Source organism: Microbacterium sp. SGAir0570 (assembly GCF_005491085.2).
Classification (GTDB): Bacteria; Actinomycetota; Actinomycetes; order Actinomycetales; family Microbacteriaceae; genus Microbacterium; species Microbacterium arborescens.
Genome location: NZ_CP027929.1, coordinates 1,561,176 through 1,580,488, shown reverse-complemented (window position 1 = coordinate 1,580,488; position 19,313 = coordinate 1,561,176). Strand labels below are relative to the sequence as shown.

Here is a 19,313-nt window from a genome sequence, read left to right as displayed (position 1 = left end):
GCGTGCGACTCAGGCCGCGGTCGGGTCCGGCGGCCAGATGTACGGGAGGTCGTCGGGGACATCGCCGAAACGCGGGCGGTAGAACGCGGCATCCTTGCGCACGAGGTTGGAGCGGTGAGACAGGTGGAACGCCTCATCGCCCAGCCACGGCGGCATCTCGAGCTCGCTCTCGGGCATCCCGTCGACATCGGGAGCGAACCGCAGCAGTTGCGGCCGGACCGTATCCGGGCGACCGGCGGCGATCCACGCGTCCGTCATCGCCAGGCCGTACGCCGTGAGGGCCGGCAGATGGCCGCGCCACATCTTGGCGGCCGGGTGGTTGCGCCATCCGTATCCCGGGACGGTGTTGGCCCGCAGCAGCTGCAGCGTCTCGACGCGCTGCTTGCCCAGTCGAGCCGTGTCGAGCGCAGCCGCCGACTCGGCGAACGATGGGTAGGGCAGGAAGGTCTGCACGTCAGTCGGCGCTGGTGACCGACTGGATGCTGCCGTCGCTCGTGAGGTTGACCAGGAGCACCTCTTCGGTCGAGTCGGGGTCGAGCGCGTACTCCAGCACCGCGAACGGGTCCGATCCCCCGTGCTCGTCGGCCAGGATCGTCATGCTGATCAGCTGCAGCGACCGGATGACGTCCATGTGGACGTCGCCGGAGATATCCACCAGGTACGACTCGATGTCCTCTCCGAGCTCCTCCTGCTGCTGGAGGATGAACTCGGTCACCTCGCTCGTGCGGTCGTTGAGCTCCGACACCATCGCGTTTCGGGCGGAGAGGTCGATCGACTCGATCGCCGAGATCATCGCGGCAGCGACGTCGAGCGCGGCGGCGGACACGTCGTCCTGATCCGGGGCCGTGAGATCGACGGTGACCGTCTGGTCGCCGATCTCGACGTGATCCGACCAGAAGATCGATCCGTCCGGACCCGACTCGAGGAGTCCGAAGTAGTCGTGCTCGATCGCCATGTGTTTATGAAACCAGCCGTGAGGGTGCGGGGGAAGTGGAGATGCGGCGCGGCGCTCAGTCGACGAGAGCGGCTGCGAACACGTGCGGGGTGAAACCGGTGAGGTCGTTTATGCCCTCGCCCTGACCGAGCAGCTTGACCGGGATGCCGGTGCGCTCCTGGACCGCGAGCACGAAACCGCCCCGCGCGGACCCGTCGAGCTTGGTCAGGACGAGACCCGTCACGCCGGCGTGTTCGAGGAACGCCTCGGCTTGCATCACGCCGTTCTGGCCCGTCGTCGCATCCAGCACCAGCAGCACTTCGCTGATAGGCGCCTGCTTCTCGATGACGCGCCGGATCTTGGTGAGCTCGTCCATCAGGCCGCCCTTGGTGTGCAGGCGGCCGGCGGTGTCGACGAGCACGATCTCCGTGCCCGTCCGCTTGGCGTAATCGATCGTCTGGAACGCGACGGAAGCCGGGTCCTGGCCCTCCTGCTGCGGCCGGACGATCTGTGCACCGCCGCGTTCGGCCCACGTCGCGAGCTGGTCGACGGCCGCGGCACGGAACGTATCGGCCGCACCGACGACGACCGACCGGCCGTATCGCTGCAGGAACTTCGCGAACTTCCCGATCGTCGTGGTCTTCCCCACGCCGTTCACACCGACGACGAGGACGACGGCGGGACGCTCGGTCAGGCGCAGGGTCGAGTCGAAGGCTGCGAACCGCTCCTCGAGCGTCTCCTTCAGCATGCGCTGGAGATCACGGGGGTCGGTGGTGCGGTACCGCTCGACCTTGTCCCGCAGGTCGTCGACGAGACGCTCGGTGATGTCAGGCCCGAAGTCGGCGGTCAGCAGCGCCGTCTCGAGGTCGTCCCACGTGTTCTCGTCGATGGTCGGCTTGACGAAGAGCCCGCGCAGCGCGCGCGAGAGCGACCAGGGATTGTCGGCCATGCCCTCAGCCTACGGCGCCTGCGCGCTCGCGTACGCGCTGACCGACGACCGCCGACACGCCGTCCTGCCGCATCGAGACGCCGTAGAGGGCGTCGGCGATCTCCATCGTGCGCTTCTGGTGGGTGATCACGATGAGCTGGCTCGACTCGCGGAGCTGCTCGAACACGCCGAGCAGGCGACCGAGGTTCGCGTCGTCGAGCGCCGCCTCGACCTCGTCGAGGATGTAGAACGGGCTCGGGCGAGCCTTGAAGATCGCCGTCAGGAGCGCGACGGCGGCCAGGGACCGCTCGCCGCCGGACAGCAGCGACAACCTCTCGATCTTCTTGCCCACGGGTCGCACCGCGACCTCGATACCGGTCGTCAGCGGATTGTCGGGGTCGGTGAGCGAGATGCTGCCCGTGCCGCCCGGGAACAGGATCGGGAAGACCTCGCCGAACGCGATCTTGGTGTCTTCGAACGCGGCCAGGAAGATCGACTGCATCCGTTCGTCCAGCTCGCCGATGATGGTCAGCAGATCGGCCCGTGTCTGCGTCAGATCCGCAAGCTGTTCGGTGAGGAATGCGTGGCGCTGCTCGAGCGCGGCGTACTCCTCGAGCGCCAGAGGATTGACCCGCCCGAGCTGCGCGAGCTTTCGCTCCGCTTCGGCGAGGCGACGCCGCTGCGCGTTCCGATCGAAAGGCACCGGCTCGCCCGAATCATCGAGGACGGGCTGGTCCGGCCCATATTCCGAAACAAGAATGTCCTCGTCGAACCCGAGTTCCGAGGCGACACGCTCGAGCAGGCTCGTCACGTGCAGCTTCTTCTCGTGCATCTGCATCTCGAGTCCGTGGACCGACTCGGTGAGGGCTGCGAGTCGGCTGCGCGCCGATTGATCCTGACGGCGCAGCTCTGCGAGCTCGCTCGTGATCTCGCTCCGCGCCTGCTCGGCGCGACCCAGCTCCACGCGGGCGGCCGCGACCGACCGGTCGATCGACTCGAGCAGCGGGGGCAGCTGTGCGGCGACGGCGTCCGCGATCGCACGCTGCCGCCTCCGGATGACGGCGCGCCGGGCGGCTTCGGCGGCGGCTGCCCGCTCGCGCTCGCGCTGGCGTTCGAGCTGGACCACACGTGCCTCTCCGGCTCGCACGCGCTCCCGCAGGGTCTCGACGTCGAGCCGGGCGCGCATCTCGCGTTCGCGTGTCTGTTCGAGGGCTTCGAGGAGCCCCTCGCGCGCCGATGCGTCGAGGATCGGCCTCGGTGCCGCAGCCGCTGCCGCGAGCGCTTCCTCAGCCTCGCGAGCCGCCGATTCGGCCTCGGTCACGGCGGACACAGCGGGTGCGATACCCGCTTCGAGCCGATCGCACTCCGCGACGGCCGCCTCGTACCGCACGGTAGCCCGGTTGAACTTCTCCGCGTCGGCCGCGAGCGCCGCGTCGTGCGCCCGGAGGGTCTCGAGCGCCGTCCTCGTGCGGGCGCGTGCCTCGGACCACGCCGCCTGCGCTTCGGCCAGCGACTCGCGCAGCGCGTCGGCGACCACCCTCATCTCGCTGAGCCGCTCGGCCGCCGCATCGCGCTCGGCCGCGAGTTCGAGACGCGATCGCCCTTCGCCGGAGCCGGCCCGGACGGTGCGCCACGAGACGAGCTCACCCTGCTTCGTCACGACCACGGCACGCTCGCGCTCGTTCGCGACCCAGCCGTCACGGATGCGCACAGCGGCGTCGAGGTCATCCGCGACGAGCACATTCTCGAGTTGCCCGACGACACCGTCGGGACCGCTGACGATGTCGGTGGCGCGAACAGCACCCGGTGGAGCGGCGACAGCCTCTCCCCGCGCGGCGTCCGCCAGGACGATGTCGACCACGCCGAGGTCATCCGCGGAGGCGGTGGCCGCCGCCCGCAGCGCTGCCGCCACATCGACCGCGAGCACGCCTTCAGCGAGAGCCCCCAGAGCGGCAGCCACCGGGGCCTCGTAGCCCGGCTCGACCTTCAGGGCGTCGGCGACGAGGGATCGCAGCCCCTCGTCACCGCGCGAGAGGAGATCGGCAGCGGCATTGCGGACCTCGAGCGCGCGCCCGAGTGCCGCGGTCTGCGCCGTGAGCGACTCGACCTCGCGCTCGGCCGCGTGCAGCCTCTCGCGGATCCCCGCCAGCTCGGTCTCGGCGTCCGTGGCATCGCGCTGAGCCCGCTCGTAGGCGGCAGTGTGCTCGGCGGAGCTGATCTCGGGAGCCGCATCCGCCTGGACCTGCTCGAGGGCTGCCTCCGCCTCGGCGCGGCGCGCGCGAGCGGCATCGAGGCCCCGCTGCTGCCGTTCCACCGTCGCTCGAAGGGCCTCCAGCCGGGATGCTGCGGCCTCGGCCCGGCCGCGAAGCTTGGTCAGGCGCATGTCGTGCTCCGAGACGAGAGCGCTTTGGGCGGCGATGTCGGCGTCGAGCGCATCGAGTTCGGCGCGTGCCCGGATGACGTCGCGGGATGCCGCAGCAGCCGCATCCTGCGCATCACCGACGCCTGACGCGATGTCGTCGACCTCCTGCCGAGCCTCGTCGATGGCCGACTGCCCGACCGTGGCGACCTCTATCGAGAGCTGGCCGTCGTCTTCGAGGAGCGCTCGGCGCTGCGCTGCGAGCGTGTGCAACCCGCGTACCCGTTCCTGGACCTGTTCGAGCGCGAAAGCGGTGGCGCGTGCACGGTCGACGGCTTCGGACCGCTGCTCGGCCTCGAGCTCGTCGATGCGTCGTTTCACACCGTCGAGCCGGTCCTGCAGCACCAGCCGCTCGGCGTGCCGCTCATGCTCGTCCCGGGCGTGGTCGGCGAGCTGGGCACGCAGGGCGACGAGGTCATCGGCGAACAGCCTCGCCTTCGCGTCGCGGACGACGGCGGCGATCGTCGCCGCTTCGCGGGCGATCTCGGCCTGCTTGCCGAGCGGCTTCAGCTGCCGTCGCAGCTCGCCCGCGAGGTCGCTCAGCCGGGTGAGGTTCGTCTCCATCGCCTCGAGCTTGCGAACCGTCTTCTCCTTGCGGCGCCGGTGCTTGAGGATGCCCGCCGCCTCTTCGATGAAGCCGCGGCGGTCCTCCGCGCTCGCCTGGAGCACGGTGTCGAGACGGCCCTGCCCGACGATGACGTGCATCTCGCGGCCCAAACCGGAGTCGCTCAGCAGCTCCTGCACGTCGAGCAACCGGCACGTCTCGCCGTTGATCGCGTACTCGCTCGACCCGTTCCGGAACAGCGTTCGGCTGATCGTGACCTCGGCGTACTCGATCGGAAGCACGCCGTCGTGGTTGTCGATCGTCAGCTGCACCTCGGCACGACCGAGCGGACCGCGCGTCGCGGTGCCCGCGAAGATGACGTCCTCCATCTTGCCGCCGCGCAGGGTCTTGGCTCCCTGTTCTCCCATGACCCAGGCGAGGGCGTCGACGACGTTCGACTTGCCGGAGCCGTTCGGCCCGACGATGCAGGTGACCCCCGGTTCGAGCACGAACGTGGTCGGTTGGGCGAACGACTTGAAGCCCTTGAGCGTGACGCTCTTCAGGTGCATGTCGAACCCTCCCGGCGCTCGGTCAACGTCCACACGCTACCGGAGGATGACGCGCCGGACTTGACGCCGCACCGGACGGACCGCTAGCGTCACTTTCCGCATCCCTGACGAAAGGAGGTTCCCCGATGTTGATTTCTGTCACCGCGTTTAACGCTGTTGCTGTTCGTTCCGAGCACCGCGACCGTTTCGTCTGCGTTATCGGTGGAGCCGCCGTCGTCGGTGCTCCGCTGAACGTCTGAGTCTGCGAGTCCCTCGCCCCGTTCCGCCTTTCCGCCCCGCGTGATCTCCGCGCGCCGGGCAGCAGCCCCTGGCTGTCCCCGCGACGCACGTCGTCGCCATCGCACATCCGCCCTCTTCGAACGAGGACACCATGAACACCGTCGTACAACGACGTCCCGAGGTTGCGCCTGCGCGGCCTGTCATCCCCGAGCAGACTCTCGTCGGCCGTCCGACCCTCGCCCAGCGCGTTGCGCTGCGGATCGCACTGCGCCTCATCGTGTGGAGCGCGAACCGCGGCGCTAGCTCTGCGCCAGAGGTCGCGTACCGCCGCGAGCAGCTCGCCGCTCGAGAGGCACGCGAGCGCCACTGGGAGCGCGCGTACCTGCTCACTCCCTACCGTTGATCCGCGTGGGGTCTCGGCGACGAGACCCCACGCCATCGAAAGAGAACCATGAACGACATCACCGCGCAGCTCGAGCTGCGCTCTCTCCACATTCCCGACCGCATCGATGCGCCGGACGCCGCGGACTTCTGCGAGATGGTCCGCGTGCGCAATCTCGTGTACCGCGAGATCACCGGCAGCGATGACGACGCCGCCCGCCCCGACGAGCTGCTCCCCCACTATCGCCCGAGTCCGGACGAGACGCGGTTCAGCTGGCTCGCGGTCTGGGACGGCACAGTCGTCGGGCGCGTGGGGCTCGACGTCCCCCACGAGGCCGGATCCGATACGGCGTACTGGCTCATCGAACTGTTGCGTGACGTCCACGGCCGCGGGATCGGGTCGCACGCGCACGCTCTCATCGAGCGCACGGCCCGCGAGCACGGACGGCACGTTCTGCAGACGTACGCCGAGCATCCCGACCAGCCGGGCGACAGGATGGCCGCACCGACGGGGTACGGCGACATTCCGCGCGACCATGCCGCGCGGTTCCTCCTGCGGCACGGCTACACGCTCGAGCAGATCAACCGGAAGAGCGTGCTGGATCTGCCCGGCTCCGCCGCCGTCGTCGATGAGCACCTGGCGCGAGCCGCAGTCGCGGCCGCCGGGTATCGCGTGGTGCGATGGACTGTGCCGACGCCGCCGGAGTTCGTCGAAGGGTACGCCTGGCTCAAATCGCGCATGTCGACCGACGCCCCCGCCGCCGGCCTCGAGGTGGACGAGGAAGAGTGGGATGCCGCGCGCCTGGCCCGCCACGATGCGCGCTACGTCGAAGCGGACCAGACACTGCTCGTGACCGCTGCCCAGCACATCGAGACCGGTGAGCTCGCAGCCTTCAACGAGCTCATGATCAGCTCGGACCGCACCGGAGCGACCCACCAGCACGACACCCTCGTGGCGGCGACGCACCGCGGCCACCGGCTCGGGATGCTCGTGAAGTGCGCAGGGCTCGTGGCGTGGCGCGAGATCGCCCCCGGCTCGCCCCGCGTCATCACCTACAACGCCGAGGAGAATCGGCCGATGCTCGACATCAACGAGGCCCTCGGCTTCCGGCCGCTCTCGTACGAGGGTGCCTGGAAGAAGCGGCTCAGTAGCGGCGACGCTGGCAGCGCGGACAGTAGTGCGATGACCGATTGGTGAACGCGACCCGGACGATGGCCGAGCCGCATCGCGAGCACTCCGCTCCGGTGCGGCCGTAGGCCTCCAGAGAGTGGGCGAAGTAGCCGGCCTGGCCGTTGACGTTCACATACTGCGCGTCGAAGCTCGTGCCGCCCTCGGCGAGAGCCTTCGTCATGACCGCGACGACCGCTTCCAGGAGGCGTTCGCGCGCGGGGCGCGAGAGGAGAGATGCCGCGGTCTCCGGGTGGATGCGGGCCGCCCACAGCGCCTCGTCGGCGTAGATGTTGCCGATACCGCTGACCACGCCCTGATCGAGCAGAACGCGCTTGATGCCCGACGACCGCCGCGCCAGCTCTCGATGGAAGCGCGCGGCGTCGAACGCGGGGTCGAGGGGATCACGGGCGATGTGCCGCACCTGTCCCGGGATCAGGGCAGCATCCGTTCCGCGCCCGCCCGCGGCGCCATCCGCGGTCGGCTCGAGGTCGTCGACGGCCAGGGATCCGAAAGTCCGCTGATCGACGAAGAGCACGGACAGCTCGCCGTGCGCGGGGTGCACGATGTCCCAGCGGATCCGTTCATGACGCTCGGTGGGGGCGCCCGGCTCGCGCAGGAGCATCTGCCCGCTCATCCCCAGGTGGGCGACCACCGCGCGATCCGTGTCCGCCACGGGGAACCACAGGAACTTGCCGCGGCGCGCGGCCGCGGCAAGCGAGCGGCCGATCAGCTCCCGCTCGAAAGACTCCCGCGTCCCGGCGTGGCGCGTGAGCGCGCGCGCATCGAGGACCGTGCAGGCCTCGATGCGCGCGCCGACGACGGCCGGCTCGAGACCGGCACGGACGACCTCGACTTCGGGAAGCTCAGGCACGGGCCGACAGCACGTGCCACACAGCGAGGGCGGCGGCCATCTCGGCCTGCTTCTTGCTGCTTCCCACTCCCTCGCGTGACACGTCGCCGACGGTGACGGTCGCGGTGAAGACGCGGTGGTGGTCCGGCCCCGAGGCCTCGATGCCGTAGACGGGCGGCGCGACGCCCAGATGCGCGGCGAGCTCTTGCAGCGAGGTCTTCGGGTCCATCGCCGCCCCGTACCGCGCGGGGTCGGCCAGAAGCGGCGCCACCAGCCGAAGGACGAGTTCCTGCGCACGGTCCGGGCCCGCCGAGAGGAACGCCGCACCGATCACGGCCTCCATGGCGTCGGCGAGGATCGAGTCTTTGTCGCGACCGCCGGTCTGCGTCTCGCCGCGCCCCAGCATGATGTGGTCGCCCAGCCCGATCGTCCGCGCGACCTCGGCCAGGGCGACGGTCGAGACCACACTCGCTCGCCGCTTCGCCAGGGCGCCCTCGTCGAGATCCGGATGCGTGCGGAAGAGGTGCACGGTGACGGCCTGACCCAGGATCGAGTCGCCGAGGAACTCCAGGCGCTCGTTGTGAGGCGTCCCGCCGTTCTCGTACGCGTACGAGCGATGGGTGAGGGCGAGCGACAGAAGCTCGGGGTCGATATCGACCCCGAGCTTGTCGGTGAGCGCCGAGCGCTCGGTGATGTTCTCAGTCACGCCGCTCGTCGTCAGACGTCAGCGACCTTGCGACCCTTGTACTCGAGGAACAGCTCGGTGCCCTGCGAGTCGGTGACGACCTTCGCCTGGTGGGGACGGCTGTAGACGACCTTGCCGTTCTCGATGGTCTTGACGAGGGCGGGAGCCTCGGCCTTCCACTGCGCGCGACGCGAACGCGTGTTGGATCGGGAGACCTTCCGCTTCGGGGGGTTACCTGCCATGGCTAGCTCTTCTCTGTGTCGGGCGCGACGCGATGGTCTGCGTCGTCGTGGTCTGGGGTGTAGGCCGTCAGCGCGGCCCAGCGCGGGTCGATCTGCACCTGCTCCGCAGGCTCCGCTCCGGGCGTCAGCTTCTCACCCGTGACCGGGTCGAGCCCGGGGCAATCCGGCTGACACACCGGCTGGAACGGAAGCGCCAGGACGATCGAATCCCTGACCGGAGTTTCAAGATCCACGTGGTCGTCTTGAACCTCGAAGTCGGACGCTTCGTCCCCAGAATACCCGAAGAGCTCCTGAAACTCGATTCGGAGGGGGCGTGTCAGCTCCATGAGGCACCGACCGCAGACCCCTTCGTAGACAGTGTCCGCCTCCGCGGTCGCCAGGATGCCCTCGTGGACCGACTCGAGGCGCACCTCGAGTTCGATCGGCTGACCCGACGGGACGAACACGAGGCCCTCACCCCATTTGTCGGGCGCGGGCACGCTGAACGCGAACTCCCGCATCTCCCCCGGCTGGCGCACGATGTCGTGCACGGGGATGACGAATGGTCCGGTGACGTGCTTTCTACCCACGATCGACCATGGTAGTCGCCGTGGCGACGAGCGGACTCAGATGCCGCGGGATCCGGTGTCGAGGAAGCGCGCGACGGGCCCCGGGACGAACGGCGAGACGTCGCCACCGAGCGAGGCGACCTGCCGCACGAGCGAGCTCGAGACGAGCGCGTGCGCGGGGTCGGGAAGGAGGAACACGGTCTCGATCTGTGCGAGGTGCCGGTTGACGATCGCCATCGGCGTCTCGTAGGCGACGTCGACCTGCGAACGGATCCCCTTGACGAGGATCCCGGCGCCGACGTCGGTCGCGTAATCGACGAGCAGCCCCATGCTCCACGCGGCGACCACGATCTCGCCCTCGATCCCGGCGTCGTCGATCGACTGCTCGAGCAGCGCCTGCCGCTGCGCGATGGGGAGCATCGCTTCTTTGCCCGGGTTGTGCACGACCAGGACGTGAAGCTGGTCGTAGAGGGCCGCGGCACGACGGATGACGTCGAGATGGCCGAGGGTCGGCGGATCGAAGGAGCCGGGCACGACCGCGATCCGGTTGCTCATGCTCCGAGCCTAGTTCCTATGGAGCGCGCCGCGCTCGTCCTCGCCGAGCCGCCGCGCGATCGCAGCAGCCAGTCCCGGATGGCGGGAGAGGTCGGGGTCGTCGCCCAGCACCTCGGCTGCTTCCTCGCGCGCCTGCGCGATCAAGTCGGCATCGGCGACGACGCGGAGCAGGCGGAGCGAAGACCGGGCGCCCGACTGCGCATCGCCGAGAACGTCTCCCTCGCCGCGGAGCTCGAGGTCGACCTCGGCGAGGGAGAAGCCGTCGGTCGTCGCCGCGACGGCCTCGACCCGCGAACGCGCCGCCGTGTCGGGATCGGCCTCGGTGACCAGGAGGCAGAGACCGGGAACGCTTCCGCGACCGACCCGGCCGCGAAGCTGGTGCAGCTGCGAGACGCCGAACCGCTCGGCTTCGAGGATCACCATCGTCGAGGCGTTGGGCACATCGACGCCGACCTCGACGACCGTCGTGGCCACCAGCACGTCGATCTCACCACGGGCGAAGGCCTGCATCACGGCATCCTTCTCGTCCGCAGGCATCTTGCCGTGCAGCGTGGCCACCGTCAGATCGGCGAAGGAGGGATGCTGGGCGAGCATCGCGCTCGCCTGCACGACACCCCACCGCGTGCGCGCGCGCGTACCGTCTTCGAGCATGCCCGCGTCGTCGGTGTCGTCGACGACGGCCTTCTCGGCGTCGATCGCCGCACAGACGACGAAGGCCTGGCGCCCGGCGGCCACCTCTTCGGCCACACGCTCCCACACACGACCGAACCACCCGGGCTTCTCGGCCAGGGGCGCGACGAAGGTCGAGATGCCCGCACGCCCCGTCGGCATCGTGCGGATGGTCGACACGTCGAGGTCTCCGAAGACGGTCATCGCCACGGTGCGCGGAATCGGCGTCGCCGTGAGGACGAGCACGTGGGGCGAGGTTCCCTTGGCGCGCAGGGCCTCGCGCTGCTCGACCCCGAATCGGTGCTGCTCGTCGACGACGACGAGGCCGAGGTCGGCGAACGTCGTCGAGGCGCTCAGCAGGGCGTGGGTGCCGACGACGATCCGTGCCTGGCCGGATGCCGCGCGCAGCGCTGCCTTGCGCCGCTCGGCGGCCGGCTGCGCCCCCGTGAGCAGAGTGGGCATCAGCTCGGGTGCCAGCCGCGGCCCGAGCATCTTCGCGATGGATCGCACGTGCTGCGCAGCGAGCACCTCGGTCGGCGCGATCAGCGCGGCCTGCCCGCCCGATTGCGCGACCTGCAGCATCGCGCGCAGGGCGACGAGCGTCTTGCCCGACCCCACTTCCCCCTGCACGAGACGATTCATCGGCCATTCGTTCACGAGGTCTGCGGCGATCGCGTCACCGACAGCGATCTGGTCCGGCGTGCGCTCGAAGGGCAGGGAAGCGTCGAACTGCTCGAGCAGGTCGCCAGCGGGCCGGGAGGTCGCGGCGAGCTGGCGGACCTGGATGCGGTGCTGGAGGAGTGCTGCTTGCAGTACGAATGCCTCGTGCATCCGCAGGGCCGCGAACCCCGGCCGCACCTGTTCGGGAACCGTGGGCGTGTGGACCTGGACGAGCGCGGTGCGAGCGTCGAGGAGCTGATGACGTGCGCGCACCTCATCGGGGAGCGGATCGGGTACCTCGCCGAGCCGGGCGATGACGTCGGCGATGATCTTGCGCAGCTGCCAGCTGGTGATCGTACTCGTGGCGGAGTAGATGGGGATCGGTTCGAGGCTGCGCGCGACCGCCGTCACGCGCGCCTCGACCTCGTCGTCGAAAAGCTCGTAGTCGGGATGCGCGAACTGCTGCTTCCCCTTGAACACGCCGACCTTGCCCGAGAAGATGCCCTGCCGCCCGACCCGGAGCTCTTGGAGACGCCACTTCTGCCCGAAGAAGGTCAGCGTCGCCTCGCCGACGCCGTCGCTGATCACGACTTCGAGGAGCGAGCCGCGACGCTGACGCATCGGGCGCTCGGAGACCGACTTCACCTCGGCGACGATCGTCGCCATCTCGCCGACGGGCAGTGAGGAGATGGGCGTCAGCTCGCCACGACGGGCATAACGACGCGGATAGTGTGCGAGGAGGTCGCCGACGGTGGACATCCCGAAAGCACGCGAGAGGGTCGCCGCGACCTTCTCGCCCACGGCCTGCGGCAGCGGTGTATCGAGGTCGACCTGCGGCATGGACACGAGTCTAGGCAGGAGGTCGGACACGGTGCCGCCAGGCTCTACGGTAAGAGGATGCTCCGACGCGCGATCGCCCGCCTCTTCTGGACGTTCAGCCGCTGGCGCCTCGTCAGCACACCCGCCCCGACGAGGCCCACCATCCTCATCGGGGCGCCCCACACCTCCAACTGGGACTTCGTGCTCATGCTCGCCATCGCGTGGCGCCTGCAGATCCCCATCCGCTGGCTCGGGAAGAAGAGCCTCTTCCACGGGTGGCGGAGCGGTCCGATGCGGCGGCTGGGCGGCATCCCCGTCGACCGGGACGACCCGTCGCGCGTCGTGGACGACGTCCTCGCGCAGATCGCGGCGGGCGACGTCTTCGGACTCGTCATCACCCCCGACGGAACCCGGACCTCGCGCACCGGATGGAAGTCGGGCTTCTACCGCATCGCACGCGCGTCGGGTCTGCCCGTCACACTGGGCTACGTCGACCGCACCACGATGACCACGGGCCTGGGACCGACCATCGAGCTCACCGGCGACGTCGCCGCCGACATGTCGGTCATCCGCGCCTTCTACGCCGACAAGGCCGGCTTCCGCCCCGAGCTCCGCAGCGAGCCACGGCTGCGTGACGAAGAGGGCGGCGGCTTCCCGAAGGATGATGCCGGAAAGGCGGGACCCGCATGACACGCATCATCGCCGGCGCCGCAGGATCTCTCGCGCTGCGTGTACCCGATCGCGGCACGCGTCCGACGAGCGATCGCGTCCGCGAGTCCCTCTTCGGCGGACTCGACGCATCGGGCATCCTCGACGGCGCGCGTGTGCTCGACCTGTACGCGGGCTCGGGCGCGCTCGGCCTGGAGGCGCTCAGCCGAGGGGCCGCATCCGTCGACCTCGTGGAGAAGTCGGCCCCGGCCGCCGCCGTGACCGAACAGAACGCACGGACAGTCGCGCGAGCAGTCGCCTCGTCGCCGGTCAGGGTCCACCGCAGCAGCGCCGACACGTTCCTCGGGTCGGCGACCGGTCCGTTCGACCTCGTCTTCCTGGATCCGCCCTACGACCTCGACGACGACGCGCTCGCCGTCACGCTCGCGTTGCTCGCAGACCTCTGCGCGCCCGGAGCGGTCGTCATCGTCGAACGCGCCAGCCGCTCCCCCGAGCCGCGTGTTCCGGCGCGACTCGAGCCGTTGCGCACCAAGCGCTACGGCGACACGACCCTGTGGTGGTTCGAACGCGCGGTCGACGCGGATCAGCCCCCGGCACCGTCCCAGTCGCGGTAGGGGTCCCACCCGCCGGCCGAACGCTCCGGCAGCCCGTCGACGGTGAGCGGGTCGGGGCCCGCCGCGCCGACCGAGCCGATCGCACGGAAGCCCGCCGGGAGGATGGTGTTGGCCGGGAAGGTCGCGAGGAGCGCATGATCCTCCCCGCCGCGGAGCGCACGATCGCTGTCCGGGCCCAGCGCGAGACGTGCGATGTCGAGCGTGACCCCCGAGGCGCGCGCGAGCCGACGGGCATCGCGCACCAGGCCGTCCGAGACGTCCATCATCGCTGTCGCGCCCGCTCTCGCCGCCGCCGCGCCGGAGCCGATCGGCGGGCGGGGACGCAGCTGCCCCGCCACAGCAGTGCGCTCGGGCGCGGTGAGGATTCCGGCGTCCACCGCGACCGCCTGACCGTCCTCGTCGCGGAACCGCTCGAACAGGATGTCGAGCCCGGCCGCCGCAAGCCCGACCTCGCCGCAGATCGCCAGGATGTCGCCGGGCCGGGCGCCTGAGCGGAGCACCGGAGAGTGCCCCGGCTCCATCTCGCCGATCGCGGTCACCGCGATCGTCAGAGTGTCCGAGCTCGTGAGGTCGCCGCCCGCGACACGGCAGCCCGGTGCGAGCTCGTCGCAGGCCTCGCGCAGACCGGTCGCGAGCTCCCGGACGAACCCGATGGTCGTCTCGGGAGGCATCGCGAGAGCGACGAACAGGGCCACGGGCCGGGCGCCCATCGCGGCGACGTCCGCCAGGTTGACCGCCGCGGCCTTCGCGCCGAGGTCCCTGCCGGACGACCACGCGAGACGAAAGTCGGGCCCGTGGATGAGGGTGTCGGTCGTCACGACGACGCGCGCATCGGCGAGCTGGAGCACCGCCGCGTCATCACCGGGTCCGACGAGCGAATCGGAAGGACCGAGGCACTCGAGGATCGCGGCGAGCACCGCCTCCTCCGAGAGCGAGCCGACGGGGGTGGCGGGGGCGGCGTCGGGCATGGCTCCACGCTACCGCCGCGGTCGACCGGCTCGCGGCGCAGTACCCTGGACAGGTGCTCCGCCGCCGATCCATCCCCGCTCTCGTCCTGGCCTCGGCGACCCTCGTTCTCGCCGGCTGCGCGGGAACCGTGAACGTTCCGGCGGCGCCGCAGGCGAACGCTCCCGAGTGCGCGGACGTGATGGTCCGCCTCCCGCAGACGGTCGCCGGAGCGGAGCGTCGCTGGACCGACAGTCAGGCCACCGCTGCCTGGGGCGACCCCGCCACCATCATCTTCTCGTGCGGCGTAGCCTCGCCCGGCCCGACGACGCTGCGCTGCGAGTCCGTCGCGGGAGTCGACTGGGTGATCGACGAATCCGAGGCTCCCCGGTTCCGCGTCGTCACCTTCGGGCGCACTCCCGCCGTCGAGCTCTACTTCGACACCGAGAGCTCCGAGGACGTCCAGGGCGTGTCGAGCCGAGAGGTTCTCGACGAGCTCTCGCGAGTCGTCTCTCGGCTTCCCCGCGACGGCGGCGAATGCGTCGAACGCTCGGAAGCTACCCCGGTCCCGTCGCCCGTCGAACCCTGAGCGCGGGTCGCATCCCCGCCGTCGGAACCCGTCAGACGCGGTCGGCGACGCGGGAGAGCGCGATCTCGATCAGCTCGGAGATGAGATCGCCGTAGCTGAGGCCGGAGGCGATCCAGCACTTGGGGAACATCGAGATGGGCGTGAACCCCGGCATGGTGTTCAGCTCGTTGACGTACAGCCCGTCGGGCGTCCGGAAGAAGTCGACGCGCGCGAGACCGCGGCCGTCGACAGCGGCGAAGGCGGCCACCGCCATCCGCTTGAGCGCGTCGATCTCATCCTCGGTGACGTCGGCGGGGCAGACGACCTCCGCGCCGTCACCGCCGAGGTACTTCCCCTCGAAGTCGTAGAACTCACGCGTCGTCAGCACGATCTCCCCCGGCAGCGACGCACGGGCGGGCCCGCCGCCGCGTCCCTCCAGGACCGCGACTTCGACCTCACGGCCGACGATCGCGGGCTCGATCAGCACCTTGCCGTCTTCCGCGAAAGCGAGTTCGAGGGCGGCGTCGAGCTCACCGGGTTCGTGGACCTTCGACACGCCGACGCTCGAGCCGGCGCGCGCCGGCTTGACGAAGCTCGGGATGCCGAGAGCCGCGGCATCGGAGCGGACGCCTTCGGGATCCCGACGCCACCGGGCCTCGTCAACGGTGACCCAGGGCGCGACGGGGATACCGGCCGCCTGCAGCACGATCTTCATGAAGTGCTTGTCCATGCACAGCGCCGAGTCGAGGACGCCACCACCGGCGTAGGGCAGCTGCAGGGTGTCGAAGAAGCCCTGTATCGTGCCGTCCTCACCGTGCGGGCCGTGCAGGATCGGCAGCACGACGTCGACCTCGCCGAGGACATCGATGTCGCCGTCGACGCGGCGGACACGCAGCTCGCGCGGTCCGCCCGGCTCCGGCCACAGCACGCGAGTGCCGTTGTCGACGACCTCCGGCATCCGCTCCGGGTTCAGCGCGAACTTATCGGCGTCGTCGTCCTCGAGGACGAAGGCCCCCTCGCGCGTGATCCCGACGGGGATCACGCGGTAACGCTCACGATCGATCGCGCGCAGGACCCCGGCCGCCGTTGCGGAACTGATCGAATGCTCGCTGGAACGCCCGCCGAAGAGCACCGCTACTGTTGTCGTCGCCATGGGGGGTCCTCTCGCCGGTCGGCTTATCGTCGTCGGTGGTCAGGTGGGGCGCGATGTCGCGCGGGTTCATGGTGCCGTCCAGGACCATCTTGACCTGTTCGACGATGGGCATCTGCACTCCCGCGGCGCGCGCCAGCGTCAGGACGGGCGCCACGGACGCCAGGCCTTCGGCGGTCTGGTCCATCTGCTTCACGACGTCCTGGAACGAGAAGCCCTGTCCGAGCAGGCGCCCGGCCGTGTTGTTCCGGCTCAGGGGCGACTGGCAGGTCGCGATGAGGTCGCCGAGGCCCGCAAGGCCCTGGAGCGTCTCGGGGTGAGCTCCCTGTGCCACGGCGAAGTCCGTCATCTCGACCAGACCGCGCGTGATGATCGAGGCCTTCGTGTTCTCGCCGTACCCGACACCGTCCACGATGCCGATCGCGACGGCGATCAGGTTCTTCAGCACACCGCCGAACTCGGTCCCGATGACGTCGGTGTTGACGAACGAGCGGAAGTACCCGTTGCGGGCGCGCAGAGCGACCGCCTCGGCGGTGTCCTGACTCGCCGAGGCGATGACGGCGGCGGTCGGCTGCTCTCGCGCGATCTCGAGCGCGAGGTTGGGGCCCGATGCCACCGCGATGCGGTTGGGGTCGCAGTCCAGTCCCTGCTCGATCACCTGGCTCATCCGCAGGCCGGTGCGCTTCTCGACGCCTTTCATGAGCGACACCACCGGCATGGTTCCGCCGGCGATGAGCGGGCGGATGGCGGTGAGGTTCTCGCGCAGCGCCTGGCTCGAGACCGCGAGGTACACCTGCTCAGCACCGTCGAGCGCCTCGGAGAGATGATGGGTGGCCGTCATCGAGCGCGGGAGGTTGATGCCCGGCAGATAGCGGCTGTTGCGCTTGCCTTCGCGGATCTCGTGCGCAAGCTCGGTGCGGCGCGCCCACATCGTGACCTGGGCCCCGCCGTCGGCGAGAACCTTTCCGAACGTCGTTCCCCAGCTGCCCGAACCGATGACGGTGACGCGGGGTCCGGTGGTCTCGGTCCTACGGCTCAAGGCGACCCGTCTCCTTCTGGCCGTGCTGTCCCGGATTCCAGCGCTCGGCGGGCGGCTCCTCGCCGCGGAGCTGCCCCAGCAGGCCCGCGATACGCGCCATGACGGTATCCGTGGCCGCCACCAGCTGGGCCGGCGACGGCGTGACGCCCGGCTCCAGCGCGAGATCCACCCGCGGCCCGAACCGCACGCGGATGCGCTTGCGGAGCGGCCAGGCGCTGAACTTGCCGTAGCGGGGCAGGATCGACTGCACGCCCCACGTCGCGACCGGGATGATCGGGATGTCGCCGGCCGTTGCGACGCGCACCGCGCCCGACTTGCCGCGCATCGGCCACAGATCGGGCTCGCGGGTCAGCGATCCCTCCGGATACACGATGACGCCGCGGCCGTCGGCCACGAGCTCGGCGGCCTGGGCGATCGCCTGGCCGGCGGCGGAGGCCGACGTCGTCCGGGAGACCGGAATCATGCCGAGGCCCTTCAGGACCGCGCCCACGACCGGTACCCGGAAGAGGCTCTCCTTCGCCATGAAGCGCGGTGCCCGCCCGAGCCGCCAGGTCGCGACCGCGATCACGATCGGATCGAACTCGCTGTAGTGGTTCGGGGCGAGGACGTACGGTCCCTCCTCGGGGAGATGCTCACCGCCCTCGATCTCGATCCGGGCGAGCAGTCCGACGGCGGGCACGACCACGGCTGCCGCCAGCCAGAACGGTGTCGGCTTGGTCTTCTCCGCTGACGCGCGACGGCGGTTCTCGGACATCGGTCAGCCGATGACGTCGAAGTCGGCGCCGAGCGCCTCGAGCTTGTCGAAGAACTTCTCGTAACCGCGACGGATGATCCCGACGTTGCGAACGACCGAGACGCCCTCGGCCGCCAGAGCCGCGATGACGTAGCTGTAGCCCCCGCGGAGGTCGGGCACGACGACATCCGCCCCGTCCAACGGGGTCGGACCGGTGATGACCGCGGCCTGCTCGAGCGCACGACGGGGAACGCGGCGATCCGGGCTTGCGATGCCTTCGGGGTGCACCACGATCTGAGCACCCATCTTGTTGAGGGCCTGCGTGAAGCCCAGACGGTTCTCGTACACCGTCTCGTGCACCGTCGAGACGCCTTCAGCCTGAGTGAGTGCGACGATGAGCGGCTGCTGCCAGTCGGTCATGAACCCCGGGTGGACGTCGGTCTCGACCGAGACGGGACGCAGTGCGCCGTTGCGACGGAACCGGATGCCGTCCTCCTGGATGTCGAAGTCGCCGCCGGCCTTGCGGAAGACGTTGAGGAACGTCAGCATCTCCTGCTGCTTGGCGCCGCCGACGAAGATGTCGCCGTCGGTCGCCAGCGCAGCGCATGCCCACGACGCGGCCTCGTTGCGGTCGAAGATCGACCGGTGGTCGTATCCCCGGAGCCGGTCGACGCCCTCGATGAAGATGACGCGGTTCGGCTCGTAGGAGATGATCGCGCCCATCTTCTGCAGGACCGCGATCAGATCCATGATCTCGGGCTCGATGGCGGCGTTGCGCAGTTCCGTCGTGCCCTTGGCCCGTACCGCGGTCAGCAGGACCTGCTCGGTGGCCCCGACACTCGGGTAGGGCAGTTCGATGTCGGCCCCGTGGAGGCCCTCGGGCGCCGAGAGACGGATGCCGCTGGGCTGCTTGTCCACGATCGCGCCGAACTTGCGCAGCGCGTCGAGGTGGAAGTCGATCGGGCGGTCGCCGATACGGCAGCCGCCGAGGTCGGGGATGAACGCCTGGCCGAGCAGGTGCAGCAGCGGTCCGCAGAAGAGGATCGGGATTCGCGAAGCACCGGCGTGCGCGTCGATCTCCTCGAACCCGGCCGACTCGGCGCCGCTCGGGTCGAGCCGGTACGTGCCCTCGCCGTCGTCGGCGACCGTCACCCCGTGCACCTCGAGAAGCGAGCGCACCACGGCGACGTCGCTGATGTCGGGGACGTCGCGCAAGACGCTCTCGCTCTCACCGAGCAGCGAGGCGACCATGGCCTTGGTCGCGAAGTTCTTCGCTCCCTTGACGTCGACACGTCCGACGAGGGGCCGTCCGCCCCGGATCTCGAGGATCTCGCCGTCTTCGCGACGGCTGCCGTTCTCCGATGCGATCGGCTCACTCGGCGGAGTGCTCATGCAGGACTTC

General features: G+C 70.0%; 20 protein-coding genes. 5 read left to right on the top strand and 15 right to left on the bottom strand.

Features of this window, described 5'->3' with window-relative positions; all coding sequences use genetic code 11:
• Nucleotides 1–9: 9 nt before the first annotated feature.
• From C1N74_RS07505 to smc, 4 genes are read right to left on the bottom strand one after another with little or no spacing between them, the layout of a single operon-like run.
• Nucleotides 10–453 carry an MSMEG_6728 family protein gene (locus tag C1N74_RS07505; RefSeq protein WP_023950987.1) on the bottom strand — a complete coding sequence of 148 codons (444 nt, stop codon included), beginning with the start codon at nucleotides 451–453 and terminating at the stop codon, nucleotides 10–12.
• Between the two features lies 1 nt (nucleotide 454).
• Nucleotides 455–955: a DUF2004 domain-containing protein gene (locus C1N74_RS07500; protein ID WP_023950989.1), complete on the bottom strand. Its 501-nt coding sequence runs from the start codon at nucleotides 953–955 to the stop codon at nucleotides 455–457.
• A gap of 55 nt (nucleotides 956–1,010) precedes the next feature.
• Nucleotides 1,011–1,883, bottom strand: a complete 873-nt coding sequence (gene ftsY / locus C1N74_RS07495) for a signal recognition particle-docking protein FtsY (RefSeq protein ID WP_023950991.1) — start codon at nucleotides 1,881–1,883, stop codon at nucleotides 1,011–1,013.
• 4 nt (nucleotides 1,884–1,887) lie between these two features.
• A complete protein-coding gene (smc, locus tag C1N74_RS07490; protein ID WP_088379908.1) occupies nucleotides 1,888–5,394 on the bottom strand; it encodes a chromosome segregation protein SMC in 3,507 nt (1,168 codons plus the stop codon).
• 370 nt (nucleotides 5,395–5,764) lie between these two features.
• On the opposite strand from smc, the gene C1N74_RS07485 reads away from it, so the two are divergent.
• Together C1N74_RS07485 and C1N74_RS07480 are read left to right on the top strand one after the other, a co-directional pair.
• Nucleotides 5,765–6,016 carry a hypothetical protein gene (locus C1N74_RS07485; protein WP_023950993.1) on the top strand — a complete coding sequence of 84 codons (252 nt, stop codon included), beginning with the start codon at nucleotides 5,765–5,767 and terminating at the stop codon, nucleotides 6,014–6,016.
• Between the two features lie 48 nt (nucleotides 6,017–6,064).
• A complete protein-coding gene (locus C1N74_RS07480; protein ID WP_023950994.1) occupies nucleotides 6,065–7,192 on the top strand; it encodes a GNAT family N-acetyltransferase in 1,128 nt (375 codons plus the stop codon).
• On the opposite strand, the gene mutM is transcribed toward C1N74_RS07480, so the two are convergent.
• The 6 genes from mutM to C1N74_RS07450 all read right to left on the bottom strand — a co-directional run bounded on the left by mutM (nucleotide 7,140) and on the right by C1N74_RS07450 (nucleotide 12,214).
• Complete coding sequence (gene mutM, locus C1N74_RS07475) at nucleotides 7,140–8,036, bottom strand: bifunctional DNA-formamidopyrimidine glycosylase/DNA-(apurinic or apyrimidinic site) lyase (protein ID WP_064956645.1); 897 nt, start codon at nucleotides 8,034–8,036, stop codon at nucleotides 7,140–7,142. The two genes, C1N74_RS07480 and mutM, sit on opposite strands and share 53 nt — an antisense overlap.
• Nucleotides 8,029–8,721 (bottom strand): ribonuclease III, encoded by a 693-nt coding sequence (gene rnc, locus C1N74_RS07470; protein ID WP_023950996.1) that lies wholly within the window; start codon nucleotides 8,719–8,721, stop codon nucleotides 8,029–8,031. The genes mutM and rnc overlap by 8 nt, the downstream gene beginning before the upstream one ends.
• Nucleotides 8,722–8,732: 11 nt before the next feature.
• Nucleotides 8,733–8,942, bottom strand: a complete 210-nt coding sequence (gene rpmF, locus C1N74_RS07465; protein WP_013586329.1) for a 50S ribosomal protein L32 — start codon at nucleotides 8,940–8,942, stop codon at nucleotides 8,733–8,735.
• A 2-nt stretch (nucleotides 8,943–8,944) separates the two neighbouring features.
• A complete protein-coding gene (locus C1N74_RS07460; RefSeq protein ID WP_052007726.1) occupies nucleotides 8,945–9,442 on the bottom strand; it encodes a DUF177 domain-containing protein in 498 nt (165 codons plus the stop codon).
• Nucleotides 9,443–9,547: 105 nt separating this feature from the next.
• Nucleotides 9,548–10,045, bottom strand: a complete 498-nt coding sequence (gene coaD / locus C1N74_RS07455; protein WP_023951000.1) for a pantetheine-phosphate adenylyltransferase — start codon at nucleotides 10,043–10,045, stop codon at nucleotides 9,548–9,550.
• A 9-nt stretch (nucleotides 10,046–10,054) separates the two neighbouring features.
• Nucleotides 10,055–12,214 carry an ATP-dependent DNA helicase RecG gene (locus C1N74_RS07450; RefSeq protein WP_064956646.1) on the bottom strand — a complete coding sequence of 720 codons (2,160 nt, stop codon included), beginning with the start codon at nucleotides 12,212–12,214 and terminating at the stop codon, nucleotides 10,055–10,057.
• A gap of 57 nt (nucleotides 12,215–12,271) precedes the next feature.
• Here C1N74_RS07450 and C1N74_RS07445 point away from each other — a divergent pair, with 57 nt between their 5' ends.
• On the top strand, nucleotides 12,272–12,883 hold the full coding sequence (locus C1N74_RS07445) for a 1-acyl-sn-glycerol-3-phosphate acyltransferase (RefSeq protein WP_064956647.1): 612 nt from the start codon (nucleotides 12,272–12,274) through the stop codon (nucleotides 12,881–12,883).
• On the top strand, nucleotides 12,880–13,476 hold the full coding sequence (gene rsmD / locus C1N74_RS07440) for a 16S rRNA (guanine(966)-N(2))-methyltransferase RsmD (RefSeq protein WP_023951006.1): 597 nt from the start codon (nucleotides 12,880–12,882) through the stop codon (nucleotides 13,474–13,476). Before C1N74_RS07445 ends, rsmD begins: the two co-directional genes overlap by 4 nt.
• Here rsmD and thiL read toward each other — a convergent pair.
• Entirely contained in the window at nucleotides 13,446–14,444 is a 999-nt protein-coding gene (gene thiL, locus C1N74_RS07435) for a thiamine-phosphate kinase (protein WP_114598763.1), read from the bottom strand. The genes rsmD and thiL overlap by 31 nt on opposite strands.
• Nucleotides 14,445–14,497: 53 nt before the next feature.
• On the opposite strand from thiL, the gene C1N74_RS07430 reads away from it, so the two are divergent.
• Nucleotides 14,498–15,010: a DUF3515 family protein gene (locus C1N74_RS07430; RefSeq protein ID WP_071918184.1), complete on the top strand. Its 513-nt coding sequence runs from the start codon at nucleotides 14,498–14,500 to the stop codon at nucleotides 15,008–15,010.
• Nucleotides 15,011–15,041: 31 nt separating this feature from the next.
• On the opposite strand, the gene C1N74_RS07425 is transcribed toward C1N74_RS07430, so the two are convergent.
• The 4 genes from C1N74_RS07425 to murA are packed head-to-tail and all read right to left on the bottom strand — an operon-like array spanning nucleotide 15,042 to nucleotide 19,303.
• Nucleotides 15,042–16,142 (bottom strand): D-alanine--D-alanine ligase family protein, encoded by a 1,101-nt coding sequence (locus C1N74_RS07425; RefSeq protein WP_023951012.1) that lies wholly within the window; start codon nucleotides 16,140–16,142, stop codon nucleotides 15,042–15,044.
• Nucleotides 16,042–17,178: an NAD(P)H-dependent glycerol-3-phosphate dehydrogenase gene (locus C1N74_RS07420; RefSeq protein ID WP_023951014.1), complete on the bottom strand. Its 1,137-nt coding sequence runs from the start codon at nucleotides 17,176–17,178 to the stop codon at nucleotides 16,042–16,044. The genes C1N74_RS07425 and C1N74_RS07420 overlap by 101 nt, the downstream gene beginning before the upstream one ends.
• Nucleotides 17,168–17,932 carry a 1-acyl-sn-glycerol-3-phosphate acyltransferase gene (locus tag C1N74_RS07415; RefSeq protein ID WP_114598760.1) on the bottom strand — a complete coding sequence of 255 codons (765 nt, stop codon included), beginning with the start codon at nucleotides 17,930–17,932 and terminating at the stop codon, nucleotides 17,168–17,170. The genes C1N74_RS07420 and C1N74_RS07415 overlap by 11 nt, the downstream gene beginning before the upstream one ends.
• 3 nt (nucleotides 17,933–17,935) lie before the next feature.
• Nucleotides 17,936–19,303 (bottom strand): UDP-N-acetylglucosamine 1-carboxyvinyltransferase, encoded by a 1,368-nt coding sequence (gene murA / locus C1N74_RS07410; protein WP_137750274.1) that lies wholly within the window; start codon nucleotides 19,301–19,303, stop codon nucleotides 17,936–17,938.
• Nucleotides 19,304–19,313: the final 10 nt, after the last annotated feature.